Here is a 25,556-nt window from a genome sequence, read left to right as displayed (position 1 = left end):
AAGCACGCCGCCAGCGTTCGTCCTGAGCCAGGATCAAACTCTCAATATAAAGTGAAACTTAATTTAGATGAAGTTTACCTTCAGCTAAATGTTAGTTGAACTTATCCATATTGGAAAAAGTTTAATCTTAGCTTACTCAAATAAAGAATTGCTGGTTTACTTAAATGTATTTATTATATTCTGTTCAATTTTCAAAGACCAATTTTCTTCCTTAAACCTCTTGTTTCAAGGCTTATAAGCTTCTGTCGTTTCTGACAGCTTACTCAGTATATCACCGCTTTGAGACCTTGTCAACAACCTTTTTTAAAAAACTTTTTAAGTATTTTTCTTGTATACTCTTTCAGTTTAAGTTATTGAATTCTGTACTTTTCAGCGACGAATTACATCGTATTATCACTACTTAACATTATCAACAATTTTCAAACTACTTTTTAGCTCTCTTATGAGATACTTTCTTAAGTTTAAATTGCTGGTTTTATATGTGTCTCAGCGACGTGTTTTATCTTAACATCTCTACATCGCTCTCATTCTTCATGTTTTTACTATTATATGTATTTATTCCTACAATACGTAGTTATTCTCGAATTTACTAACTATTTCAGATAATGATACACTAGCCATAGTTGATGTATTGAATCTTCTAAAATCACCTTATATTCACGATTCCCTAGATACATTTTTAGAATTTTTTATATTTGCTAACAAATCTTTTGGTTTATCCTTTCCTACTATGATAAAAGCTATCCTTGTTACGGATAGCTTTTATACCGATATCATATTCTAATATGATATTTCTTTGTTTCACATCTTCATAGTTGCAGCTTCTTCGTTAATAAAATTTTTTTCAAATTCTGATGCTTCCATGGGTCTTCCAATTAGATAGCCTTGAATAAAATCACACTCAAACTCATTTAGGATTCTAAATTGTTCCTGTGTTTCTATTCCCTCTGCGACAATGTTAAGACCTAAACTATGTCCTGTATTTATTATTGCTTTAACTATCATTCTATCTCTATCATCTTTTTCTAGATTCATTATAAGTGTTCTGTCAATTTTTATTTTATCAACAGGCAATTTACTTGCATAACTAATAGATGAGTATCCTGTCCCAAAATCATCTAATGAAATTTTGACCCCCATAGCTTTCAGTTTTGTCAATGCATCGATAATTATAGGAAAATCCTCCATGGCTTCATCTTCTGTTATTTCTATATTAAGATATTCTGCTGGAAATGAATAAGTCTCCAAAATATTTTGGACAATTAATACAAACTCAGGTTGTACTAATTGAGCATAAGATGTATTTACTGATATATTAATATTGCTTCCAAGTTCATTCCACCTCTTACATTGCATGCAAGCATTTTCTAATACCCAATTATCAATTGAAGTCATTTCACCAACACTTTTAGCAATTGGAATAAATTCTACAGGCGAAACAATTTTATCCCCTTGCCTCCATCTTATAAGAGCTTCTGCAGCTAAAACTTTCATTGTTCTTAGATCCATAATAGGCTGATAATAGATTGTAAATTCATTATCTTCCATAGCCTTGTTTATTTTCTTTTTCATTTCTACCTTATCAAAAAACTTATCATTCATTTTGGATGAATATGTAGCATAACCATATCCCCCTTTTTTCTTGACTTCATACATAGCTAAATCAGCCTTTTTAATTAAAGTATCTGAATCATCTCCATGATCAGGGAATATGCTTATACCTATACTTGCTCCTACAATTAAAGATTCTCCATTATATATAAAAGGCTTTTCTAATACTTTTTGAATCCTTACTGAAATTTCATTGATATAAGTACTTGATTCTATATTTCTTAAAATGATTATAAATTCATCTCCACCTATCCTGAAAATCGAACCATCTTGGCCTATTACATTTTTCAATGAATCAGCAACATTTTTGAGAACATTATCACCTACTAAATGTCCATAATTATCATTTATAGATTTAAAACCATCCAAGTCTATAAAAAGAATTAAAAAGCTATTATCTTTGTCCTCTAAAAGCATATCAAGGTTTTCCAACATCATTTTTCTATTTGCAATCTCTGTTAATGGATCATAGTATACATAATGACGAATTTGCTCCTCCGCTCGTATTCTATCTCTAATCTGATTTTTAAGCATAATATTTGTTTCCTCTAATTTCAAGGTATATTTCTTTTCTATCTCTGATATTTTCTTTCTTTCTGAAATATCATGTAATAAAACTACTACACCTAGGATATCGCTATATTCATCAAATATAACAGTGCTTGATAATTCACATGCAATATCACTTCCATCATTCTTTTGTAGATTTACTTCCATATTTTTTACATATTCATTTTTCCTTATAATGTTGAAATCAATATTCTCACAAACTATCAGATTCCTAAAAGGCTCTCCTTCTATTTCTTTAAAGTTATAGCCAGTTATAACTAAAGACATTTCATTACAATATTGAATATTAAAATCTTCATCTAAAATGAAAATCGGCTCTATAACAGTATTAAAAATATATTCAGATATATATCTTGTACTAGTAAACATCATTCTATGCTTACTTATTGCATAATAAATACCGCCTAAAGCGATAATTCCTGTTAGAACTGCTGAAGGAAAAATAACTATACCTCCCAAAGGTAAAATAAGATCTGTTATAATTCCAATGAAGATACTTATTATACAAGTTATTAAAATAAGTCTATTCTGCTTCTTTACTCTATTCTTTTTTGAATGCTTTCCTCTTAAAAACAATATTATAACACCTGCTATATCAAGAATGATGGCCCATACAGTATATACAATTTGAGCAGCTAACTCTGGCGCTACATCAATCCAACCATAACCTTCCTTAATCATTGCTGTAGTTGGTTCAACCAAAATATTAGCAATAAACAATAATGTTGTAGGAACGTATGCTAAAAACTTTATTATTGAAATGTAATCTAGTTCCTCTGTATTGTTAAGTAAATATGCAAAATATAACCAGAACCCGTTGAAATAGCAATAACCTAAAACCGAAACTCCCCTCCAAAAAAATGCAATGTTTATATTATCAGAGGTTAACATCATTGCATATCCCCCTGACCAAAGGCTACAACAAATAGCTAACCCTAAAAAAACTTCATTAGCTTTTGATTTCCTATCCATTCTATAGCCATATAATCCTAATAACAAATAAGAAATACAACATAAAAATAGTAATAAAAACAACGTAATCTTGATAATATCATCTCCTGTGCAAAATATTTCAGCAAACTAAAATTCATATAAACTAATATTCTATATTACAAATTTCAATACTTCTAATAATTTATTTCATAATTCAACATTTTTTGCCATAATATTATTCTATTATTAATTCAAAAACTATTCAATATTTTTTAACTATCTCAAACATCATTTGAAAAATATAACCATAAAATAAATATATATTTTTTCTAATTGTACTTTCTTTTCATCACATTTATTCTTCAAAACTTTGAGATGATCGCAAAATTAACTTATTATAATAACTAACATTGAATATGAATTAATTAAAGGAGAGATTTTCTAAAGATAAGAAAATCTCTCCTTTTAACTTAGTATTCCACGAAAATGCATCACTATTACTGTATTTTTATAAGCATTAATATACTTTAAATATCTTCACCACAGTCTTTGCAATTTTATATATAGGTGTCTCTAATTCTCTGCGGGCATTTCTTAGTTCTTTTCGGATTTCAATATGCTGTGGACAATGCTTTTCACATTTACCACATTCAACACATTGTGAAGCACTGCTTGTATTCTTTCGTAATGCAGTACACATAAGATATTCTCTTCTGCCATTTTTCTTATTTTCAGCATACATCATATTGTAGGAATGAAAAGTTCCTGGAATATCTACCCCTTTAGGACATGGCATACAATAGGCACATCCCGTACATCCCACTTTGATGTTCCTATTGATTTCATTCTTAACTTGCTCTATTAACTCGAAATCTTCTTTTGTAAATTCACCTGCTGTTACATTCTCTGCAACTTTTATATTTTCCTGAACCATTTCAAGAGAATTCATTCCAGAAAGTACACATGTAACTTCAGGTTGATTCCAAAGCCAACGGAATGCCCATTCTGCAGCAGTACGCTTCTTTGAATTCTCTTTTATAATATTCTTAGCCTTCTCCGGTAATAAATTAACTAGTCTTCCACCTCTTAATGGCTCCATTATAATTACAGGTAATCCTTTTTTACTCGCAGCTTCAAGTCCTCTTCTTCCTGCCTGACTATGCTCATCTAAATAATTATATTGAATCTGACAGAAATCCCAATCGTATGCATCTAAAAGCTGAATAAACATTTCTGTATTTCCATGATAAGAAAATCCAACATTACGAATTTGCCCATTATGAACTTTTTGCTTTAACCATTCATCAACGCCAAATGCTTTTAAGCGTTCCCATGTCATCACATCAGTAAGCATATGCATAAGATAATAATCAATATGATCTGTCTGAAGTCTTCTTAATTGTTCATTAAAATACTTTTCCAAGTCTTTTTTTGACTTAACCATGTAATGCGGAAGCTTTGTGGCAATAGATATTTTATCCCTACAATTATTCCTTTTTAGAATTTCACCAAATGTTACCTCACTACCTGGGTAAACATAAGCAGTGTCAAAATAATTGACTCCACTATTTATTGCTTCCATAACCTCTTTTTCCGCCTTATCAATATCAATACTATTACCCTTTTTAGTAAAACGCATACAGCCATAGCCTAATATAGACAGTGGATTTCCATTTTTGTCTTTCCTATACTTCATTTTTGAAGTTTTTTCTATGGACTCCATTATTACAATCACCTCATCAATAATTCAAGTATTAAATTCATTATAACAAAAATGAAAGTATAAACAATAAATTCGTATAGATACTTAACATATTTAAAAAGTTTTCTTTAAAACAATATTTAAATGAAAATATAATAATTTTTTTATTTTACATTTTTCCCTTAAAACTTTTAGCTGTATCTCTTGCATACATATCACAAAGTGAGTTTTCAAAATGGTTAGAATGTGCCTTTACCCATTGAAATTCAATATACTTTTCACCGCAGACTTTATCAAAGTTAAGCCATTTATCTATATTTTTAGCCGACTCTCCATTGATGGTCTTAAAGTCATTTAATTTCCAGATAGGTAACCATTCCGTAAGCCCTTTTCTAACATATTGACTATCAGTTATTATTCTTATTTTTTTAATGTCCTTTAATAACTCAAGAGCTTTTATTGCCGCTTCAAGTTCAGCTTGGCTGCTTCCTATGTCTTTCACTTTATCTGTATATAAATTATAATTTCCTGTTAAATCTTCTATTATAAAAGCAAATCCACCATGATTTTTCTTCTCAAAATAACTGGCATCTGTATAGATCTTATGAATTCTTGCTTCAGCCTTATTTTCATCTATTGCATAACTATCATAATTATTGTTTCGTTTATCCAAAACTAATATTTTACTTCTATCATTAAAAGCTGCTACATCTTTATCTTCTCTTATGACCACCTTCACCTTAAATCCTACATAGTATGTATCTATACGCTTATTATGCAACATTTTTCTAAACTGATATTCCTGACCTTTAAAAAAATCACTCAAATTGTTATTATCTATAAAATGCAGTTCTTTTTTCAAAGGATTAAATTCCACAAAGGAGTTGTCTATGCCATTACTGATTTTAATTTTATAATTATTATTTTCTTCATCTATTATTTCCATTGAAAAAAGCATCATTTTCATAAAAAGTACTCCTTAAAATAAATATATCTCAATGTATATTTTCACTATTATCTTCCCTAATTTGCATCACATCCATATAATAAATTTATTACTCAATTTAAATAACGAATTATTTAGATTTATCTCTTATCTTATAGAGTTTACTAATACATATATCATTATAACAAAATTAAAGCTGAAACTTTCTATATTTTCGAAAATTTCAGCTAAAAAATATCAATTTATTCCAAGATTTTATGTAGTATTTAGTATCTTTCAAGAGGCAGTGAAATTATCACCGTTGTGCCTTTTCCGTACTCACTGTCAATTTTAAAAACGCCATTATGCATATCTACAATATTTCTAGAAATTACTAACCCAAGCCCTGCACCAATAGATTTAGGATCAATCTTATAGAATGACTCCATAACATGCTTTAAATTCTCTTTTTTAATTCCAATACCTGTATCACTAATTTTAATTGAAACAGAATCATCATCAACCAATTGAATGACATGGACTTCACTATTTTTATATGAAAACTTAATTGCATTATCTAATACATTTAGTATGACTTGCTTTAATTTATCACCGTCTGCTGTAATAATTACAGGGGTTGTTTCAACTATTAATTCAATTTCTTTTATTTCTGCTTTCTTTTGAAGCTGGAATGTCACTTCACGAATAAGTTTATCTACCTTAACTTCAGATGTAATAAGCTTCATTCTATCTGACTGATATCTTGAAAAATCTAATAGATTCTCTACTAAATTAATAAGTCTTTCTGATTCAGTATCTATAATTCCTAGTCCAAATTGAAATTCCTCATCTGTTAATCCATCTGGATCCTGCATAGTCTCAACCCATCCTTTAATTCCTGTCAAAGGAGTTCTTAGTTCATGAGAAATTGAAGAGATAAAGTCATTTTTTAAACGATCAGTTTTTAATATTTCATCTCCCATGTAGTTAAGGGTTCTTGCTATTTCTCCAAACTCATTTGGATAAGTATTTTTAATCTTTTCCTTGTACTTCCCCTCTGCTATTTTCTTTGTAAAATCAATAATATTATTTAATGGTTCTACTATCATATTCCCTAACCTAAGGCTTATAAGAAATACAATGACAGCAATAAAAGTACATATAATCATTCCATAGCTTAATAGATTTATAATTAAGGCATCAACTTGTGTTAACGATGTTGTATATCGTAAAATACCTAATACCTGACCGTCAAAAACAAAAGGAGTATATACTGCCATAATCTTCTGACCTGAATATGAACTTTTCTCTATTTTATAAGTGGTTTTCAAATCTAGTACAGAAGGATCCACTAAATAAGTTTTATCTTCATAAAAACCTGTAGTTGATTGGATCACTTTTCCACTTCTCTTCAGTAGTTGCAACTCTGCTCCTTCAAACTGATAATTTTTAATAATTTCATCACTAAATTCCATCAAATTACTATTAGTAAAATCATTTTGATTTGTAAATACAGAAGGTACTGCCTCAGCTTGGCTTTGAAATGTATTAACAATCCCCTGATAATAGTATTGTCTAATCCCAATTCCAAATCCAACCATCACAAGACTTAACGTGAATAAACTTATGATCATAAAATAAAAAATGATCTTTCTCTTCATAGTTTTACTCCTTCCATAAGTACCCATATCCCCAATCTGTACATAAATACTCTGGCGTTGATGGATCATGCTCAATTTTCCTTCGAATACGTCTTATATTCACATCAACGACTTTTACATCACCAACATAATTTATCCCCCAAACTTCATCTAAAATCTCATCCCGCGTAAATACTTTATTCTTATTGTTTATTAAAAATTGAAGCAAGCAATATTCTGTTGGAGTTACTTTAATATCCTTTCCGAGGTAAGATACTTTTTTATTTATTACATCAAGCTCAAAAGCGCCTGATTTAAGAATTGAACTATCTTTTTTTAAATGCACATAATTTAATCTTCGCGTTAAAGATATAATCCTTGCCTCTAGCTCAGCCATACTAAAAGGCTTTAGCAAATAATCGTCCGCACCTTGTACAAGCCCTTTAACTCTATCTTCCTCTTGAGATCTAGCTGTAAGCATAATTATCCCAACAGTTTGACTTATATTTCTAATCTCCTGACATACCTCAAATCCATCAATGCCTGGAAGCATTAAATCTAGCAAGACAATATCGACTTTTTTATTATTAAAAATATCCAAAGCCTCTTCTCCATTCTCAGCTTCCAGAACCTCATACTTTTTCTTTTTCAAATTAAGACAGATAAAACTTCGAATTGACAGTTCATCTTCAACAACAAGAATTGTTTCCATGTTTCCCTCCATTAAAATTCATCTTTAAGTAAATGAAAATTATCTTTTGAAATAGGTAGTTCTTCTTTTATATCAGTATAAAATACAGTATCCTTTGTTTCTCCAAGCTTGGTAATGGAATCATTATATAATCCTTTATTTATCCATTTTACCTCAAATAAATTTTCTTGGCCTTCATTATCTACTATTCTAACACCTTGATCAAGCTTTTGAATCGTTATTTTCCCATACCACTTGGAAGGAATTATAATATAAAAATGCTGTACACTATCTGTATATCTTTCTTCAATAATTTCATGTGTTCCATCTTCGCGATAATCAGAGTAAGTATAGATAAAAGGAATTTCTGCCATTGCTGCATCTTCAAATCCTTTAGGGATATACATCCCTCCAGCATCTATAATACCATCATTGTTGATATCCCTGCTATATAATGGATACGCCTTAAATAAATTGCCATCATTTTCATCTCCTACTTTAATAAGCTTTCCATTATCGTATGCAACAATTTCGGTTAACATGGAATGAGCACCCAGTGAACTATCAATAAATAATGCTTTCTTCCCATCTGCTAATTTTCCACTTACAAAATTCTCAATTAGACCATCAGGATTTAGGTTCACAAAAGTAAGAGATTTTAACTGCTCATTTTCATAATTAAACATTTCTGCTGTTTTTGATTTAGTTATTTCTCCATCTAGTATGAGAACCTCAGGCTTGTTATCTCCATTGTAGTCAGATATATCTATCCATTCGTAAGATCGATTAACTTTATTAACTAATTCTTTTCCATCCAATTCATATATAAGTAGCTGTTTACTTGGCTCAGAATCCGATATTGAAGTCCCCAAAATCACTTCTTTTTTCCCATCTCCATCAAGGTCTTCAAGCCTAAAATAATCAAGAATATTAAAATTAGTATCTATATCAAGTGTCTTATTCCATTTTCCATTCTCTTCTTGAAGCATCAATAAATGAACTTGTCTATTTTCTTTCATATCCCTATATAATACAAAAGCTTCAGTTTTACCATCTTTATCTATATCTTCAGTAAAAATACTTTGCTTTTGCTGCGTATTCTTAGGAGTCACATATTCGCTTCCAGGCGGCAAAATTTCTTTTAATGTTATATTAATTTCATTTTCTTTTCCATTTGAAAGCATAGGAGCTTGAATTAAACTAGTTGTATCTACAACTTTTCCGCAGCCTGTAAAAACAATTCCTAGGGAAATAATTAGTATAATAACTCTTCCATATTTCATCATGACTTGCACACCCCATTTTTCATTTTATTTATTTTTTATTGTTACCTTATCTATAACTATAATTCCTTAAGTTTATAATAATAAACCTGTTTCCACTATACTAAAAATCATTTTTTAAAATGTACACCGCATATGCTTGTTCTGTCTTTGTGTCATAATTTATAGATAAAAATATATTGTTATACTTAAAATGTGCATCTCCATTTTTATCACTAACTGGATTTCCAAAAACTTCTTTAAATCTACTTATCTTATCACCAATCTTAACACCATTTAAATCCAAATCATTTCTCATGGTAAATATTTGCTCTACCCTATCATTATTTTTCTGATCAAACCAAACTCTAATACCAGCTTTTTTAAATTCCAATCCACCTTCTCCGATAGAATTAGGATTTTCATTTAATGTGCTTATAAGTTTTTCTTTATTCAATCCTAGTAAATTCATATATCCTGTGAAGTTGTTCTTTCCATCATCTGACTTTGACACCTGTATAGTTTTTTTATCTTCCACTATTTTTACTGAATCATTTTGCTTTTTTACTGGTGGACTTTCTATTTCTTTATTATCCTTATTATTGGATGACTTCTCAATGCCAAGTACTTCCATTTCATCGCTATTTTCTGAGACTTTCTCAACTGATATTCCTTTATTATCAGCATGTATTTTAGGTGACTTATTAGGACCACATCCCATTATGCTTGCAGAACTTATAGTAATAGTACCTATGATACCTGCTACAAACCATATTTTAGATCTCTTTCCAAATTTACTTATCATAAATATTCTCCTAACTAATTTTTATTATTCCTTGTATATATCATAAAATCCATTTGAGTAATTTACTGAAACATTGCTAATATGAAATACTTTTATAACTTACCTAAAGTATAAAAGTTTTCTACACAAAAAGCGTTACAAAAAAGTTACAGTTTTATTTGCCTCTTTACTTTAAATTTTAGTTTATCTGATGATTTTAAACTCATATCCCTGCTCTTTTAGATATTTTATTATGTCAGGTAACGCTTTTGCAGTTTCTTCTTTTCCATAGGTATCATGCATTAATATTACAACTTTTTCTTTCCCAGCCACTGATTTTATAACTTCTTGTTTTAATTGCTCTGCATTTTTACGTTGCCCTTCAGCATCTTTAGAAAGTGAATTCCAGTCAATTTCATGATAATCTTTATCATGCAAAGTCTTGTCCAACTTACTCATTCCATCAGAATCATTGACGTTCCAAGTCATACGACCTCCTGGTAATCTAATTACCCTAGTTGAGAAATCATTCCCTAACACTCTTTTTAAAGATTGATTTGTTTTTTCAACCTCTGACATAAAATTATTTAAGCTCACTTTTTTATTTGGGTATAAATAATTATAATTATGTGAATATGTATGATTTGCTATGGAGTGTCCTTCAGCAGCCTCCCTTTTTACAAGATTTTTAGCAGTACTATTATCATCTATAGCTTTTCCTACAAGAAAAAAAGTTGCATGTATATTTTCTTGTTTAAGTATATCCAATATTTTAGGCGTAACCGTTACTGATGGTCCGTCATCAAAGGTTAAGTAAGCAACCTTTTTACCATCCGATTTATCATGTTTTTCACCTTTCATTTCTTTATTTAGATAGTTTTCTAGAAACGCAACATCTTCAACTTCTGATTTATTTCCTGGCGCATCAGAACCATAATTGATTTCTTTTCTATCATCGGTATCTAAATCGTTATTTTTAGAATTAAACATTTCATTTATATTATTCTCTGAATTTGGATAATTAGTATTATTTACATCGAGTGCTTGTACTTCTTGCCCATCATCTAATATCTTTATAGCAATTAATGAGGTTATGCATACTACAAATAAAACTATAAATGCAAATAAAATTGTTACCTTAGCTCGTTTCACCTTTTTATTTCTCATATTTTTATATCTACCCTGTTTTTTCATTAATTTCTCCCCCATAGTTTATATTAAACATTATTTAATTATCTTACTAAGCTTATTTTATATATAAACAAACTTAAATTAACACTAGTTTTATACCTAATGGATGCATGACTTTATTCAATTAAGTTTATTCTAATGATTTGATAACTTATCTAAAGTATAAAAGTTATCTAGGCAAAATGGGTTACAAAGAAGTTACAGTTTTTGATAGTAAGAATCTCTATTTAATTCTACCAAATAGAAATTTTTTCTTCTCATATAACTTAGATTAAAACATACTAATCTTTCCTAATCAAAAAAAGCCATCCTTTGAGGATAGCTTTATTTATAAATACACTGTATTCACTTTTTTAATTCTTACTTAAATTATCTAAAAATATCCTGTGTAAATTCATCTAAATCTACATTACCATTTATTCCATCAATATTACCTTGATCTGTATACTGGAATCCAGCTCTAGAATTCCATATACTATTAGAAGGTAAATTTTCAAAACTTCTAGAGTAATTTGCCTCCCATAGTGTATATTTAGATAATCTGCTATCTAAATTTTTTATAAACTCAGAATATGTATATATACATACATCCATGCCACTTAATCTTTTAAATTCATTTGCAAATCTTATAGAATAATCCATAACATCAAATCCAGCTTTTTCTACATCTAGTACTGGCTTTAGATCGCTTTGCTTATTTTTTATGTTATTATAAAAATTTTGTGCCTGAGTTTCAGGAGAGCTTGTCCCAACTAAGAAATGATAAAAACCAGTCTTTAATCCAGCACTTTTTGCACCATTATAATTAATTCCTAAATAATTATCTACAATAGTTGTCCCTTCTGTAGCTTTCATGTATACAACTTGAATTCCAGCTGCTTTCACTTTTGCAAAATTTATATCTCCATTATAGTGACTGATATCTATTCCCTTATATCTACTAGCTGCACCTAATCTCCTACCATCAGGACCAATTTGATATCCACCTGCGATAGTGTCAGTAAGTAATCTTCCTGTAGATGGATCTAAGTAATAATAATCGCTTCCTGAATTTACCCAACCTGTTGCCATTGCTCCACTTGATTTTAAGTAATACCAAGTTCCATTTAGATTAATCCACCCCTTAGCCATAGCTCCAGTATCATGTAAATAATAATTAACTCCACCTGAAGTAATCCATCCATTTGCCATACTGCCACTATTATAGAAATAATACCAGTAATTATTTAATTTCATCCACCCAGTTGCCATTGCCCCACTGCTGTAAAACATATAAGTCTTATTATCGATTTTATTAAGACCAGTAATCATAGTACCTGAACCATTAAAAAAGTACCAAATATTATTTATTTGTTTCCAGCCTGTCGCCATGCTTCCCGACTTATCCAAATAATACCACATACTATTAGAATTTATCCAACCAGTTAGCATTTTGCCATCATAACTTAAGTAATACCAATTTTCATCTGGCTTAATCCAACCTCTTGCCTTTGTATTATCTGATTTGTAGTAATACCAATATCCATTTACCTTTTTCCAACCAATTTCTGATGTTATATTTATATTTCCGGGATTATCAATACTTTTAGTATCATACTCCGAAATAACATTCAATGAATTTGGTTTACTTTCAGATATCCCTGGATTTGGAACTATATTTGATGTTGCCATCAAATCACTTGTCGCAGCTTGGACACTTAACGTTTGACCAAAACTCAATATAATTACAATCGTTAAAAGAAATAATGTAATTTTCTTCTTAATGCTCACGGAATCATTCTCCTTTTTTTCATTAGTAATGCTTACTGAGTTGCTATTTAAAAAGAATCTCTCAGTAACTCCAATATATTTAAATTATATATTCGTCTAACATAGTAAACAATTATTTTACTATGGATATTAAGGATAATAATGGTACACAGTGACATAAAAATCTCTTTCAATCTATGTATAATCCCCACCCCCTTACATTGATCTGTGTATTTCTAATAGACGTTACTAGTAAACTTTAGTACTTATACTACGTAATAATTGCTATCCACTGATAATTGTTGCAATTTTCTAAAAATTTTAGTATAATTACTATAAACACACAAGTAAGGAGTGATGTTAAATGAATAAATTATTCGTCAGAACTTTGGCTAAGAAAGTTATAGAATTTTTAATATATGGTCCAGGATATAAAGCTCCTGAATATGCATATGTTCGTGTAACTCCTAAACCAACTAATAAAGATATATACGAAGATACATTAAGATGGTAAAATATAAATCCATATAGATACCAGTTTGAATTGTAAAATTTTATGTGTGCACTATAAAAAATAGCAAGCAGGATAACCTGCTTGCTATTTTGTTCTATTTATGTTTTTTACTCTCCTGCTTTTTCCCTCTTAATCTAATAAATGTTAAAAATGCTCCAATTAAACTTATAACTGCTGCTGTTATGTATACAATTCTCATACCATAAATAAAAGCATCATTTCTTCCTACAACATAATCAGTAACACGATATCCTATTTTGAAACTCATCATGCTATACAATAGAGTTGTTGCTAAAGCTATTCCACATACCATTCCTATGTTTCTTACTAGTGCATTTACACTTCCAGCGATTCCAAGTTTATCTTTTGGTACTGTTGACATTATCAAAGAATTATTAGGTGATTGAAATAACCCCATACCTACGGACATGATTGCAATAAATAACATCATGTTTAGTATTGTTGAATTCACATTTAGTGTAGACATTAAGATTAACCCTATACTTATAATAACTAATCCTATAAAAGTTAATACCTCTGAGCCAATCTTATCAGATAGATTTCCACTAACAGGAGCCGCCACTGCTAAAATCAAAGGATAAACCATAAGTATCAGACCCGCATGTTGTGGCGTATAATTCATTACATCCTGAAGATAGAAAGGAAGAATAATATTATTACAGAATATCGCTACAAATGTTATAAATGCACAAAAAATGCTTAAAGAAAATAATCTATTCCCGAATATCTGTAGTTGCAATAGTGGGTTTTCTTTTTTCTTTTCAACTAATACAAATACAATAAATGAAATAATTGCTACTACGAAGCTTAATAAAATTAATGGGTCTGTAAAACCACGATTTAATCCTTCATCTAAAGCTCCAAAAAGAGGAACTATAGTAAATATAAATAATATAGCACCTACGCTATCCAACTTCCCTTTTGCTGCTTCGTGACCTTTTGGCAATAGCTTCAAAGCATAATATAAGGCAATTATACCAATAGGGACATTAATTAAAAAGATAAATTCCCAGCTTGCTGCTCCTACTATAATTCCTCCAAGACCTGGTCCCACTAAAGAGCCAAGCGCAACAGATGTTCCTAAAAAACCAAGGGCTTTTCCTCTTTCATTTGGAGGAAATGTCTCTGTAATAATCCCCTGATTATTAGCCATAGTTCCAGCAGCACCTATAGCTTGTACTATTCTTGCTAGAATTAATATCGGAAACGAGCTTGTTACTCCACATAATAAAGATCCAAAGGTAAATAACCCTAGTCCAATCGTAAACATCTTACTTTTTCCAAGCATATCTCCTAGTCTTCCAAAAATTAAAACAGTTCCGGCAATAACTATTAAATAGCTTGTTGCAATCAATTGAATTTTGGATGTTGTTACATTTAAAGCTGTTGCCATTTTAGGTAACGCTACATTTACAATGCTGCCATCTAAGGCTGACATAAATGTAAACATTAAAACAATGATTAATATAGACCACCTGCTTCTACCTTTTTCTTGCTCTATATCTACTTGTTTTTGCATTAAAACTCCTCCTTATCATATTTTATCTTTTAACTCTCTTCTTATTCTTAGTTAAAATCACTCTTCATTTTTCAATCTTTGTGTTCTATCTAAAACCTTCTTTAAGGACTTTGTAGTGATACACTTCTCCTCGTCCGTTAAATCTTCTGTTATTAAACTCACTACAGCTTGGATTTCTTCACGAATTCTAGGTATAAGTTCTTTAGCTTTTGCTGTTAGGTATAAGTTATACGCTCTACTATCTTTTTCATCTTGTTTCTTAAATACCAAGCCTAGATCTATAAGTTTTACAATTGTTCTCGCGGACATCGCCTTATCATTACCTATTTCTTTACTTAACTTATTTTGGCTAATCCCTTCATTTTTTTCTAGAGTAAATATGTACGAAATCGAACCGCTACTTATTTCATATTTTTTTAAAACCTTATCTAAATAACCTTGTGAGTTTCTAAAAATCTTACTATTGAGCATTAAAAAATGCATTATCTCTTTTTCCATAACTTTTTCCTCCGAGAAATTTAATTGACTAGTCAACAGTATTATATAAATAACTTGTTGACCAGTCAACCTTATTTTTTATTAGTACAATTAATATTAAGTGCACCATTATTATTAATCTGCCAAAATTAAAGTGACTATATTCTCCATAACTAGAAATGGAGGGTACTCTTTTGTGCAATGTTACATTAGAGTACTCTCCCTTTATGTTAGTATGAAAAATTTTAGATACCTCTATATAGTACACGCTCATACTCTTTGTTTTTATCAAATTCTTTTTGAGCAAAGCTACATACTGGTATAAGCTTTTTATTTTTTTCTACTGCAAAATCTACTACTGTCTTTATTAGCTCTTTACCAGCGCCTTGACCCTTTAATTGTTCATACACATAAGTATGTTCAATTTTTATTACATCCTGCTCAATATCAGATAGTATTACTAGGGCGAAAGGATTTTCTTCTGTGTCTCCAATATAAAATTTATTTACGCCTTTTTTAATCTCCATAATAAACCTTCCTTTTTTTATAATTTTGATGATTTCATAAAAATATCTTTAATTTTCCTTTATAATTAATGTATTTAATGATATTATTCTATCTTTACCTAATATATTTTCGGCAGCATTGAATAAATATTTATCTTCTGTCACCAATATAAGATTATCATTTAAATAACAAGTATATAAAAGCAATAAATCATTTTCTGATAACTTGTTTGTATCATGAAAATAAGCATTTCCTTTTTTCGAATATTTTATATCTATCATAGCGTAAAACTCTTTTATATTTGTTTTATCTATTTCTATAGTAAAAAGAAGTAATTTACAAAATTTTTCTGATAAAACTTCCTGTCCTTTATATTTTTTTCTTTCTTTCACAGCAAGTTCTTCAGCAACTTCCCTTAATATTTTAATCCTTTTATCTTGGATTAACTTATCAACTACACAAGAATACCGCTTCCAAAGTCCTATTACTACATTAGTATCTAACAAATATTCATTCATAATTTTTGCTCCTATAACTATTAATGTAACTTTATACTTATTATACTTCCACAGAACTATATATATTCTTGCTTTCCCTACAATAAGTGTCCTTTATACCTGTTACTTTTAGCCAACTTTATATATCTCCATAAACAAATGATTTATCTTTAATTCTTAATCTTATTATTTCCTTTATTTTTTGTGCTTCTTTGATGACTTCTTCAATGGGCAAATTAGATAAACTATCATAGTTAACGGCTATTTCTGATTGAACATTATTTTTTTCATATATAAATGCTTTTCTGTTTTCCCCATTTTTTAACTTAATACTAACTTTTTTTCTGAGATACATTGGAATGTCCTCCCACTGGTCTGCAATCCACATTTGCTCCTTCGTTAATTCTAAAATCTTACCGTGTATTACATTACCAACATATTTTTTTACATAAAAATAACCATCTGTATCTGCATATAATTTATAATCCTCCAATAGTGCATCAACCATTGCAATTTCTTGTTCAAATAATATTTTTTGTATTTTTACATCCATTAGTGTACCATAAGAAAAAAGATAAAATTTATACATGCTTTGCCCCCTATATTTTTTTAGTTGTATTACTACTACCAGTCAAAAACAATAGTTTCATATATTTTTATCTGTATCCTATTTATTTTGATTGTCTTGTTAATATGAGATTATTGTAAGCATACCTTTTATTTTAGTCAACTTAATATTATTTTGATATTGTCTTAGCTAAGCATAGACGGTGCTTATAATGATATTTTATATTTTATTAAAATATTGATAAACTTACTCATTGAATCTTTGGAACATATTCAATAATCTAGAAAAATAATTGACAAAATTTTCGGAAATCTTTATAATTATATCATGGAAATAATTGAATATTATTACAAACCATTGATTAAGAGTAGTAGACTTAGTTATAGGATTTAAAGAGAGTTGTAGAGGGTGAGATTACAACAATGCAGGCTATGTCGAATGGACTTATAAGGGCGGGAGGAACAGCTTATATTCTATTAGCTTAGTAATGCCTGACGGGGTTTCCACTCGTTACTATAGGAAAATGTATTAATTGTACATGAAGTGAGTGGGCTAATATTTGCCAATTTAGGTGGTACCGCAGAAGTTATAGACTTTTGTCCTAGTAGAAATACTGGACAAAGGTCTTTTTATATTCAACTAAAGTATAACTCCTCCTGAAAAGTTTCACTTTATCCGATAGCTAGCATCCGTAACTCTTCCTTTTCATAAGGCAAGTAACGGCTGCACGCTCCTGGATAAGTTCAACTAAATTCAGCTGGAGTATAACTCTACCTGAAAAGTTTCACTTTATCCGATAGCTAGCATCCGTAACTCTTCCTTTTCATAAGACAGGTAACGGCTGCACGCTCCTGGATAAGTTCAGCTAAATTCAGCTGGAGTATAACTCTACCTGAAAAGTTTCACTTTATCCGATAGCTAGCATCCGTAGCTCTTCCTTTTCATAGGACAGGCAACGGCTGCACGCTCCTGGATAAGTTCAACTAAATTCAGCTGGAGCATAACTACTCCACCTAAAAAGTTTCACTTTAAAAATGAAAGGGGTTATTATTATGAAGAAAATACCACACAAAATTTATCTTACTGAGGATCAAATGCCAACACAATGGTACAATCTACGTGCAGATATGAAAGAACTTCCTGATCCAATGCTAAATCCGCAAAACTTCAAACCTGTAACAGTTGAAGATTTATATCCTGTATTCTGCACAGAACTCGCAAAACAAGAATTAGATGATTCAACACGCTATATTGATATTCCTGAAGAATTACAAGAATTTTATAAGATGTTCCGCCCATCTCCATTAATTAGAGCCTACAATTTAGAAAAAGCTCTTGGAACACCTGCTAAAATTTATTATAAATTTGAAGGAAACAATACTTCAGGCAGCCACAAGCTAAATTCAGCAATTGCCCAAGCTTATTATGCTAAAAAACAAGGTTTGACAAGCCTTACTACAGAAACTGGAGCTGGTCAATGGGGTACTGCTTTAGCTGAAGCTTGCTCTTATTATGGTATTCCACTGACTGTTTATATGGTTAAATGTTCTTATGAACAAAAACCTTTCCGTAAATCGATTATTAGGACTTTTGACGGAAATATTATTCCTAGTCCAAGTAATACAACTAACGCTGGAAAAGCAATCCTAGAAATGGATCCAAATAATACTGGAAGTCTTGGCTGCGCAATTTCAGAAGCTGTAGAAAAAGCAGTTACTACTGATGGCTGCAAATATGTACTTGGCTCTGTATTAAATCAAGTGCTTCTTCACCAATCTATAATAGGTTTAGAATCCAAAATTGCTATGGAGATGATTGATGAATATCCTGATATTGTAATTGGTTGCGCTGGAGGTGGTTCTAACCTTGGTGGACTAATTGCCCCATTTATGCAAGATAAGTTAACAGGAAAAGCTAATCCTAGAATTATCGCTGTGGAGCCTGCTTCTTGTCCTTCATTAACACGAGGACGCTATGCATACGACTTCTGTGATACTGGTAAAATTACTCCTCTCGCAAGGATGTACACTCTTGGAAGTGGCTTTATTCCATCAGCTAATCATGCAGGAGGTCTTAGATATCACGGTATGTCTCCTATTCTTTCAAAACTTTATCATGATGACTATATGGAAGCTATATCCGCTGAACAAACTAAAGTATTTGAAGCTGCTGTCTTCTTTGCAAAGCATGAGACTATTCTTCCTGCACCCGAATCATCACATGCTATTAGAGGAGCAATTGATGAAGCTTTAAAATGTAAAGAAACAGGCGAAGCTAAAACAATTCTTTTTGGATTAACAGGTACAGGATACTTTGATATGACTGCTTATGAATCTTACTTAAATAGCTCAATGAAAGATTATATACCAACAGATAAAGACCTAGAGATAGGATTTTCAGGTCTTCCTAAAATTCCTGGAATACAAGAGTAATGATAAAGAAACTAAAAACCACTCGCCTTCATCGAGTGGTTTTTAGTTTCTTTATAGGTTCCATCTTTTTATTATAAGAGCCTTTCTTCAACTTCAAAAAGGAGTGAATAAAAAAAGCTTTATATAAATAATTTCCGTTTACGAATTTAATAAGTAGAATTCATTGCTATTAGATAAGTATCTAGACTAACATAATAGACCCTTTAATTGTTCCTTATTTAATGTATATCTAAATTGTTTAATTTCTTTGCTTTTCTCTAGGACAACAACAGCTGGCACATCCTTTATCTCATACATCTCTACAAGATTTTTCTTTGTAGCTATGTCAACTTCTAGTATATTGTAATTGCAATTTAGTTCTCTGTTTACCTCTTCTAATAATGCTCTAAATTCTAAGCTCTCATTAACTAAGGCATCTACAAATAGTAACAATACTCTTTTATCACTTTTTAGAAGATTTTCATTAAAATTATTTAATTCTTCAATGTAACGCTCTGCCGCCACTGCTGCAGTTGCACCGTCACCAGCTGCAGAAACAACTTGCCTTAAATATTTAACTCTATTATCTCCAACGGCATAAATTCCTTCTAAGCTTGTCTCCATAAGCTCATTTGCAATAATATGCCCTCTTGAGTCCATTTCAAGGTTACTATTTTTAAGAAAACTAGTAGAAGGTATCATACCTACAAAGAAAAATACACCTTGGCAGCAAATCTCTTCTGTATTTCCTGTTTTTAAGTTCTTAATTTTTACACCTTCAACATTCTCTGTACCAAGAACTTCCTCTATGGTCGAGTTCCAAATGAACTCCATCTTTTCATTGTTAATAGCTTTTTCGCTGCTTACTTTATTGCAATCAAGAATCCCTTCATCATGAAGAACTATGACAGTCACTTTACTTGCAAATTTTGTGATGTACATCCCTTCTTCAATAGCCTGGTCACCACTTCCAACAACAACAACATGTTCTCCTTCAAAAAACTCAGCATCACAAGTTGCACAGTATGCCACCCCCATGCCTTGGAGTCTTTTTTCTCCAGGAATATTTAGTAATCTAGGCTCACTGCCACAAGCTACAATCACAGCCTTAGCTGAGAATTGTTTTCCTTTTTTGGTAGTAATAAGTTTTTCTCTTAAAGACAAATCAGTATCTACAACTTCATCTCTTAAAAACTCAACACCAAAGCTCTCTGCGTGTTTCTTAAAATTTTTCATAAGTTCTGGGCCGCTGATTTGATCATAGCCCGGATAGTTCACTATTTCCCTTGTTGTATTTACTAAACCTCCAACCATTCCTTTATTAATTACCAAAGTTTTAAGTTTAGCCCTTCCTCCATAAATTGCTGCTGAAAGCCCTGCAGGTCCACCCCCTATGATGATTAAGTCATAGAAATTGGTTATTTCACCCATGTTCCTACACACTCCTTTCTAATTATGCCTCAAATACCTCTGTAATCTTTTCTTCGATTTCTTCATCTCCAACATTTCCAGCTAATTTCCCTTGATATTCCCCTCCATTAAAGAATAGAATTTGTGGAACACCCTTTAAAGAGAATCTTTGAAATAGATTCTTTTGTTCTTCAACATCAACATAATAAAAATTATACTTACCATCGTATTTTGACTGTAAATCTTCTAAAATTGGAACAACACCTTGACATACGCTACAGCTTTCTCTAGAGAAAATCACTAAGCTTGGCTCAGCATTATCATATATAATTTCATCAAACTCATTAGAATTTAAATGCTGTAAAGACATACTATTCACTCCTTTATAATTATCTTTTTGCTTTAACTTAAGAACATGATAAAATACGCAATCTCATAAGAATATTTAATGAATACTTCTTATAAAAATTTATCATAAGTATCGTTAATCTTATAAACACAATTATTAAGCTCTCTGTAACACTTTGTTTTATTTTTTAAAAGCAGCTATCAAAGTGCTACTTTCCGATAGCTGCCCATATAATTCTTTATTAAATATCTTCTGAGAAGATCTGATAAATTGGAGCTCCTTCACACTGCTCTGGGAAGCGTAAACCTAGTAATACAGAAACTGAGGGCGCCACATCCACTTGCCTTATAATACGTTCAGTTGTGAATCCTGACTTAATACCGGACCCTGCTGCTACAAAGATTGGTGAAACTGATGTATCAAAATATCCTTCTGAAGTTGAAAGGCTGTCACCATGGAGTCTATTATATTTTTCTTCAATAGAAAAGAAGAGATCACCACATTCTGGTCCATGAGTACCAATTAAGACCGCATCTTTATTTCTAAGACATATTCCAACAACCCGTTTACCAGTTCTATCATCCCTATAATTATATAAATCAGAGATTATTTGTTCTTCCAAATCATATTTATCTTTTGGATCTACAATACCATATTTGTCACGGCCTTTTAGATTAATATAAATATAATTACTACGAATCTGAACTGCTCTTGTTTTCTCCCAATCCACTTCTCTTGTAGAATTTCCATCTTTATCTTTCTTCAAGACTGTATAACCAAGCTCTTCCATAACTTTTGTATTTAAACCGCCATACTCACCTAAAATTGGAGGTACATTTTCTCCAACTATGAGACCATGATCACTTACAAGTAACACAGTCCAGCCTTCGTCTAATAGATGCAGGAATTCACCAATATAATCATCTGTTTGTATGTAGAACTTTTCAATAAATTCTTGATAAATCTTTTCATCTGTGTAATCCCATGGCTGTAGTGTCTTAGCAAGATGCCATAACTGATGCCCTGCACAATCCACATTATGAAGATGTGAAAATATCACATCATATTTCTTTTCATTTATACAGTAGTTAAGTGAATCCGCCTGCCACTTATTGTAAATTGCCCAAGATGGCTCAAAGATTTCCCTTACCAATTCATCATCCTCTCCACCAATTAAGCTGACAGGTGGAACATGACCAACATTTTCAACAATATCTTTATATAAGGATTTTTGATGCCACAATTGATCATTTGATATATCAAGAGCATTACTAATCCAAAGTCTAACTTTAGTACCTTGTGGATCAAGTTCTAAAATTTTCATAGAACGGCATGCAGGTTTAGTTACATCTTTTTTTGTAACATCATCAATAATACCTGTCACCATCTTATCTTTCTCTAAAATAACGATTGGTTCATCTGCTTTCTTATTTTTATATATAGCTACTCTGTCATATTCTCCAGCTTCATTTTTAAGGATTAAGGCTGGACGTCTCATTACCCCGCCAGAAGTTATTATAGTGAAATCTTTAGCTCCTTCCGGAGCATTTTTCCACCCTTTTGCCTCTTTAAGTGGAGAGTTTACTATATCATAAGCTACCTTACTTCCAATAACAACTTCTGTATCATCATCATCCATAACATAAGTTCTAATTTCTCCGCCTTGACGAGCTGTATCCCCCCACCAAAGTTCCATCATTTCATCATCAACTTCATCATCTAAAGTACCTTCTAGGTCTGTAATTATGCACCCAACACCTGCTGGTTTATCTACTCTTGGTGCATAACGAACCTCTTCAATTTCAGGAGAGGCAACGATAACTTTTTCCCAATCAAGCTGTGCAATACCCATATTAACAGAACCTGGCTGAGTACCATCTACAACACTTAAGTTTTCACTGTGAGAGGTTGGAGGCCATGAACTTCCCGGCCAATGCCATACTAGTGTTTTTAAATCAGCTGCTGAAGTAATATTCCAAACCTGTTCAGCGCTGCAGTTACGAGAATCCATATTATAAACAACTGCATCAAGGCTTTCAGGAGATTGTCTCCAATAACAAGTAATTCCATGTGTTCCTGGGTAAGCACCTGTAGCAAGTGTTGTCCAACAAGGTGGTGTAATTGTTGGAATTGCACCGATTTGCCTTAAATCTTCTCTTGCAGAACCACGTTCAATGAGTTTTTTTAAATTTGGCATTTTTCCTTCTTTTAAGAATTTTTGACTCACTCTCGGATCCATTCCATCTACACCTAAGACCAATAATTTTTGAGTAAGTGCTGTTCTCTTCATAATATTCCTCTCCCCCTATTCTAAGTCAGTTCCTTGAATTAATTCAATTAATGAATCTCTAAGCTGACCAAATTCTTCTGAAGTTCTGATTTTTTTAAAACTGTTATCATCGTATTTTTGAAGTGGATTTCTAAAATCACTAACGATTCTTCCCGGATTAGCATTCATTACAATAATCCTGGTTGATAAAAGAATCGCTTCTTCAACATCATGAGTGATAAAGAAAAAACATTTGTTGGATTCTTTCCATATCTTCTTCAGATGCTTTTGCATAGATTCTCTTGTTAATGCATCTAATGCACTGAAAGGTTCATCCAGTAGAACTACTTTAGAATCTGCAGCTAATGTTCTTGCAATTGCTGCACGTTGTTTCATACCACCTGACAATTGATGAGGAAGCAGTTTTCTAGCTTTCTCGAGGCCTACTAAATTAACATAATGATTCACGATTTCTACTCGTTCTTTTTTGGGAATCCCTTTCATCTTAAGTCCAAATTCAATATTCTTTTCAACACTTAACCATGGAAAGATATTGGGTTGTTGAAAAACAACCCCTACATCTGGATTTGGCTTAGTATGTGGTACACCATTTATAAGTACTTGTCCTGAAATATCTGTGTTATATCCGGCAATAGCATTTAATAATGAAGTTTTTCCACAACCAGATGGCCCAAGAACACACACAAAATCATCATTAAATAATTTAAGCTCAATCTCATTTAATACATGCAAATATTGTTTTCCATTTTTGTATATTAAATTGACATCTTTTAATTCAACAGAACAATCTGCACTTCTCTCTTCTGCTCTATTTATTTCAACTAACGATTCCATAGTATATCTCCTCTATTATTTATATAAATCGTTTCTTACTGCCTTCTTAAAGGTCTCAACGTCTGGTGAAGCAGTAACTGCTTTTTGAGTTAACAAGAAATCACTTGTATCTTTCAAAATTTGTGGTAATGTACCTTGCTTGTCTGCTGTTCCTATATATTGTGTCTGCTGTGATTTATCAAGAACTGATATTTGATTCATTGCTTGTTTTGTTTCATCTACACTAAGTCCAAGTTCTGCTGATAATGTTTTAACTACATCATCTGATTGTGTTTTATATGATTTAGTTGCTTCATCTAAAATGTCAATATATGCTTTAACTACCTCCGGATATTTAGATGCAAAATCATTACTTACAATACCAAATTCGCCTGTAACTGCTCCTTTTTTTGCAACATCTTCAGATGTAAGTATCACTTTTCCACCGTCCGAAAGCAGTTTTGATTGTGCTGGCTGCCATATGTAAGTTCCATCAATTTCGCCCCTGCTCCATGCTGCTATAATGTCCTGTGCATTCATATCTAAAATGGTTACATCTTTTTCTGAAATATTGTTTTGCTTTAATGAAGAAAGCAAGCTAAAGTGTGAAGTTGAACCAAATGGAGTAGCAATTTTCTTTCCTTTTACATCTGCTATTGAATTAATTCCAGATGTATTCTTCACAACAAGTGCTTCACTTGCACCAATGATGTCATGTAAATAATAAATTTTATAAGGTAGATCGTTAACAATTCCATTTGTTCCTGGAGGTGTACCGATTGTTGCTATATCTATAGACCCACTGGCCATTGCTGTATTTACATCGCGTCCTACATCAAATTGAACGTACTTAATTGTAACTCCCGGAAATTTTTTCTCGAGTAACTTTTCACCTTTTGCAAGGAGTTCTCCATTAGGAGACTGAAAATATCCCAAACGTATCTCTTTTGGCTGTGCTGAATCAGTAGCTTGCTGCGTAGACGTAGCAGTACTTGAAGTTTTTGCTCCTGAACAACCTGTAATTAAAATCCCCACCGATAAAATAGCCGTTAATAATGCCGTGTATTTTTTAATTTTCATAAATAACACTCCTTCTAATTAAATATGAATTCTTATTTTTGT

General features: G+C 31.3%; 21 protein-coding genes, 1 rRNA gene and 1 other annotated feature (1 of these 23 only partly in view). Of the genes, 2 read left to right on the top strand and 20 right to left on the bottom strand.

Translation table 11 applies throughout. The features are described from left to right. The 10 genes from D2A34_RS20515 to D2A34_RS20470 form a co-directional block, all read right to left on the bottom strand. A 16S ribosomal RNA gene (locus tag D2A34_RS20515) occupies positions 1-49 on the bottom strand; its annotated part reaches 1,367 nt to the left of the window's first position; the annotation flags it as partial. Between the two features lie 752 nt (positions 50-801). Further along, positions 802-3,216 (bottom strand): EAL domain-containing protein, encoded by a 2,415-nt coding sequence (locus tag D2A34_RS20510; protein ID WP_278337005.1) that lies wholly within the window; start codon positions 3,214-3,216, stop codon positions 802-804. A 415-nt stretch (positions 3,217-3,631) separates the two neighbouring features. Next, positions 3,632-4,837: an aldo/keto reductase gene (locus D2A34_RS20505; protein ID WP_079440438.1), complete on the bottom strand. Its 1,206-nt coding sequence runs from the start codon at positions 4,835-4,837 to the stop codon at positions 3,632-3,634. Positions 4,838-4,985: 148 nt separating this feature from the next. Further along, positions 4,986-5,783, bottom strand: coding sequence for a ribonuclease H family protein (locus D2A34_RS20500; protein ID WP_079440437.1), 798 nt, complete (start codon positions 5,781-5,783; stop codon positions 4,986-4,988). A gap of 245 nt (positions 5,784-6,028) precedes the next feature. Continuing rightward, the gene (locus D2A34_RS20495; protein WP_079440436.1) at positions 6,029-7,402 is read right to left on the bottom strand and encodes a sensor histidine kinase; all 1,374 of its coding nucleotides are present in this window, start codon (positions 7,400-7,402) and stop codon (positions 6,029-6,031) included. Positions 7,403-7,406: 4 nt separating this feature from the next. Continuing rightward, the gene (locus D2A34_RS20490) at positions 7,407-8,093 is read right to left on the bottom strand and encodes a response regulator transcription factor (RefSeq protein ID WP_079440435.1); all 687 of its coding nucleotides are present in this window, start codon (positions 8,091-8,093) and stop codon (positions 7,407-7,409) included. Positions 8,094-8,104: 11 nt separating this feature from the next. After that, entirely contained in the window at positions 8,105-9,358 is a 1,254-nt protein-coding gene (locus tag D2A34_RS20485) for a hypothetical protein (RefSeq protein WP_079440434.1), read from the bottom strand. A gap of 100 nt (positions 9,359-9,458) precedes the next feature. Beyond that, entirely contained in the window at positions 9,459-10,139 is a 681-nt protein-coding gene (locus D2A34_RS20480; protein ID WP_079440433.1) for a hypothetical protein, read from the bottom strand. 183 nt (positions 10,140-10,322) lie between these two features. Beyond that, positions 10,323-11,312, bottom strand: a complete 990-nt coding sequence (locus tag D2A34_RS20475; protein WP_079440432.1) for a polysaccharide deacetylase family protein — start codon at positions 11,310-11,312, stop codon at positions 10,323-10,325. A gap of 366 nt (positions 11,313-11,678) precedes the next feature. Then, entirely contained in the window at positions 11,679-13,079 is a 1,401-nt protein-coding gene (locus tag D2A34_RS20470) for a GH25 family lysozyme (RefSeq protein WP_079440431.1), read from the bottom strand. Positions 13,080-13,422: 343 nt separating this feature from the next. On the opposite strand from D2A34_RS20470, the gene D2A34_RS26890 reads away from it, so the two are divergent. Further along, on the top strand, positions 13,423-13,572 hold the full coding sequence (locus D2A34_RS26890; protein ID WP_169896798.1) for a hypothetical protein: 150 nt from the start codon (positions 13,423-13,425) through the stop codon (positions 13,570-13,572). A 94-nt stretch (positions 13,573-13,666) separates the two neighbouring features. Here the strand turns inward: D2A34_RS26890 and D2A34_RS20465 are convergent, their stop codons facing one another. From D2A34_RS20465 to D2A34_RS20445, 5 genes are all read right to left on the bottom strand, one after another. Continuing rightward, the gene (locus D2A34_RS20465; protein WP_079440430.1) at positions 13,667-15,112 is read right to left on the bottom strand and encodes an MFS transporter; all 1,446 of its coding nucleotides are present in this window, start codon (positions 15,110-15,112) and stop codon (positions 13,667-13,669) included. A gap of 57 nt (positions 15,113-15,169) precedes the next feature. Next, positions 15,170-15,610 carry a MarR family winged helix-turn-helix transcriptional regulator gene (locus tag D2A34_RS20460; protein ID WP_079440429.1) on the bottom strand — a complete coding sequence of 147 codons (441 nt, stop codon included), beginning with the start codon at positions 15,608-15,610 and terminating at the stop codon, positions 15,170-15,172. A gap of 224 nt (positions 15,611-15,834) precedes the next feature. Then, complete coding sequence (locus D2A34_RS20455) at positions 15,835-16,116, bottom strand: GNAT family N-acetyltransferase (protein ID WP_079440428.1); 282 nt, start codon at positions 16,114-16,116, stop codon at positions 15,835-15,837. A 48-nt stretch (positions 16,117-16,164) separates the two neighbouring features. Continuing rightward, complete coding sequence (locus D2A34_RS20450) at positions 16,165-16,614, bottom strand: PIN domain-containing protein (RefSeq protein WP_079440427.1); 450 nt, start codon at positions 16,612-16,614, stop codon at positions 16,165-16,167. Positions 16,615-16,732: 118 nt separating this feature from the next. Beyond that, entirely contained in the window at positions 16,733-17,182 is a 450-nt protein-coding gene (locus D2A34_RS20445) for a gamma-glutamylcyclotransferase family protein (RefSeq protein WP_079440426.1), read from the bottom strand. A 327-nt stretch (positions 17,183-17,509) separates the two neighbouring features. Beyond that, positions 17,510-17,768: a binding site (T-box leader), on the top strand. 445 nt (positions 17,769-18,213) lie between these two features. On the opposite strand from D2A34_RS20445, the gene D2A34_RS20440 reads away from it, so the two are divergent. Continuing rightward, the gene (locus D2A34_RS20440; protein WP_079440425.1) at positions 18,214-19,593 is read left to right on the top strand and encodes a TrpB-like pyridoxal phosphate-dependent enzyme; all 1,380 of its coding nucleotides are present in this window, start codon (positions 18,214-18,216) and stop codon (positions 19,591-19,593) included. Positions 19,594-19,779: 186 nt separating this feature from the next. Here the strand turns inward: D2A34_RS20440 and trxB are convergent, their stop codons facing one another. The 5 genes from trxB to D2A34_RS20415 all read right to left on the bottom strand — a co-directional run bounded on the left by trxB (position 19,780) and on the right by D2A34_RS20415 (position 25,514). Then, positions 19,780-21,003, bottom strand: a complete 1,224-nt coding sequence (trxB, locus tag D2A34_RS20435; RefSeq protein WP_119367814.1) for a thioredoxin-disulfide reductase — start codon at positions 21,001-21,003, stop codon at positions 19,780-19,782. Positions 21,004-21,025: 22 nt separating this feature from the next. Then, a complete protein-coding gene (locus D2A34_RS20430; protein ID WP_079440423.1) occupies positions 21,026-21,352 on the bottom strand; it encodes a thioredoxin family protein in 327 nt (108 codons plus the stop codon). A 220-nt stretch (positions 21,353-21,572) separates the two neighbouring features. After that, a complete protein-coding gene (locus D2A34_RS20425) occupies positions 21,573-23,621 on the bottom strand; it encodes an alkaline phosphatase family protein (RefSeq protein ID WP_079440422.1) in 2,049 nt (682 codons plus the stop codon). Positions 23,622-23,636: 15 nt separating this feature from the next. Then, entirely contained in the window at positions 23,637-24,455 is an 819-nt protein-coding gene (locus D2A34_RS20420; protein WP_079440421.1) for an ABC transporter ATP-binding protein, read from the bottom strand. A 15-nt stretch (positions 24,456-24,470) separates the two neighbouring features. Beyond that, on the bottom strand, positions 24,471-25,514 hold the full coding sequence (locus D2A34_RS20415; RefSeq protein WP_079440420.1) for a taurine ABC transporter substrate-binding protein: 1,044 nt from the start codon (positions 25,512-25,514) through the stop codon (positions 24,471-24,473). Positions 25,515-25,556: the final 42 nt, after the last annotated feature.

Origin of the sequence: Clostridium chromiireducens (genome assembly GCF_003575225.1) — a bacterium.
Classification (GTDB): domain Bacteria; phylum Bacillota; class Clostridia; order Clostridiales; family Clostridiaceae; genus Clostridium; species Clostridium chromiireducens.
The sequence above is the reverse complement of the archived record's forward strand: the minus strand, read 5'-3'. Positions and strand labels throughout refer to the sequence as shown.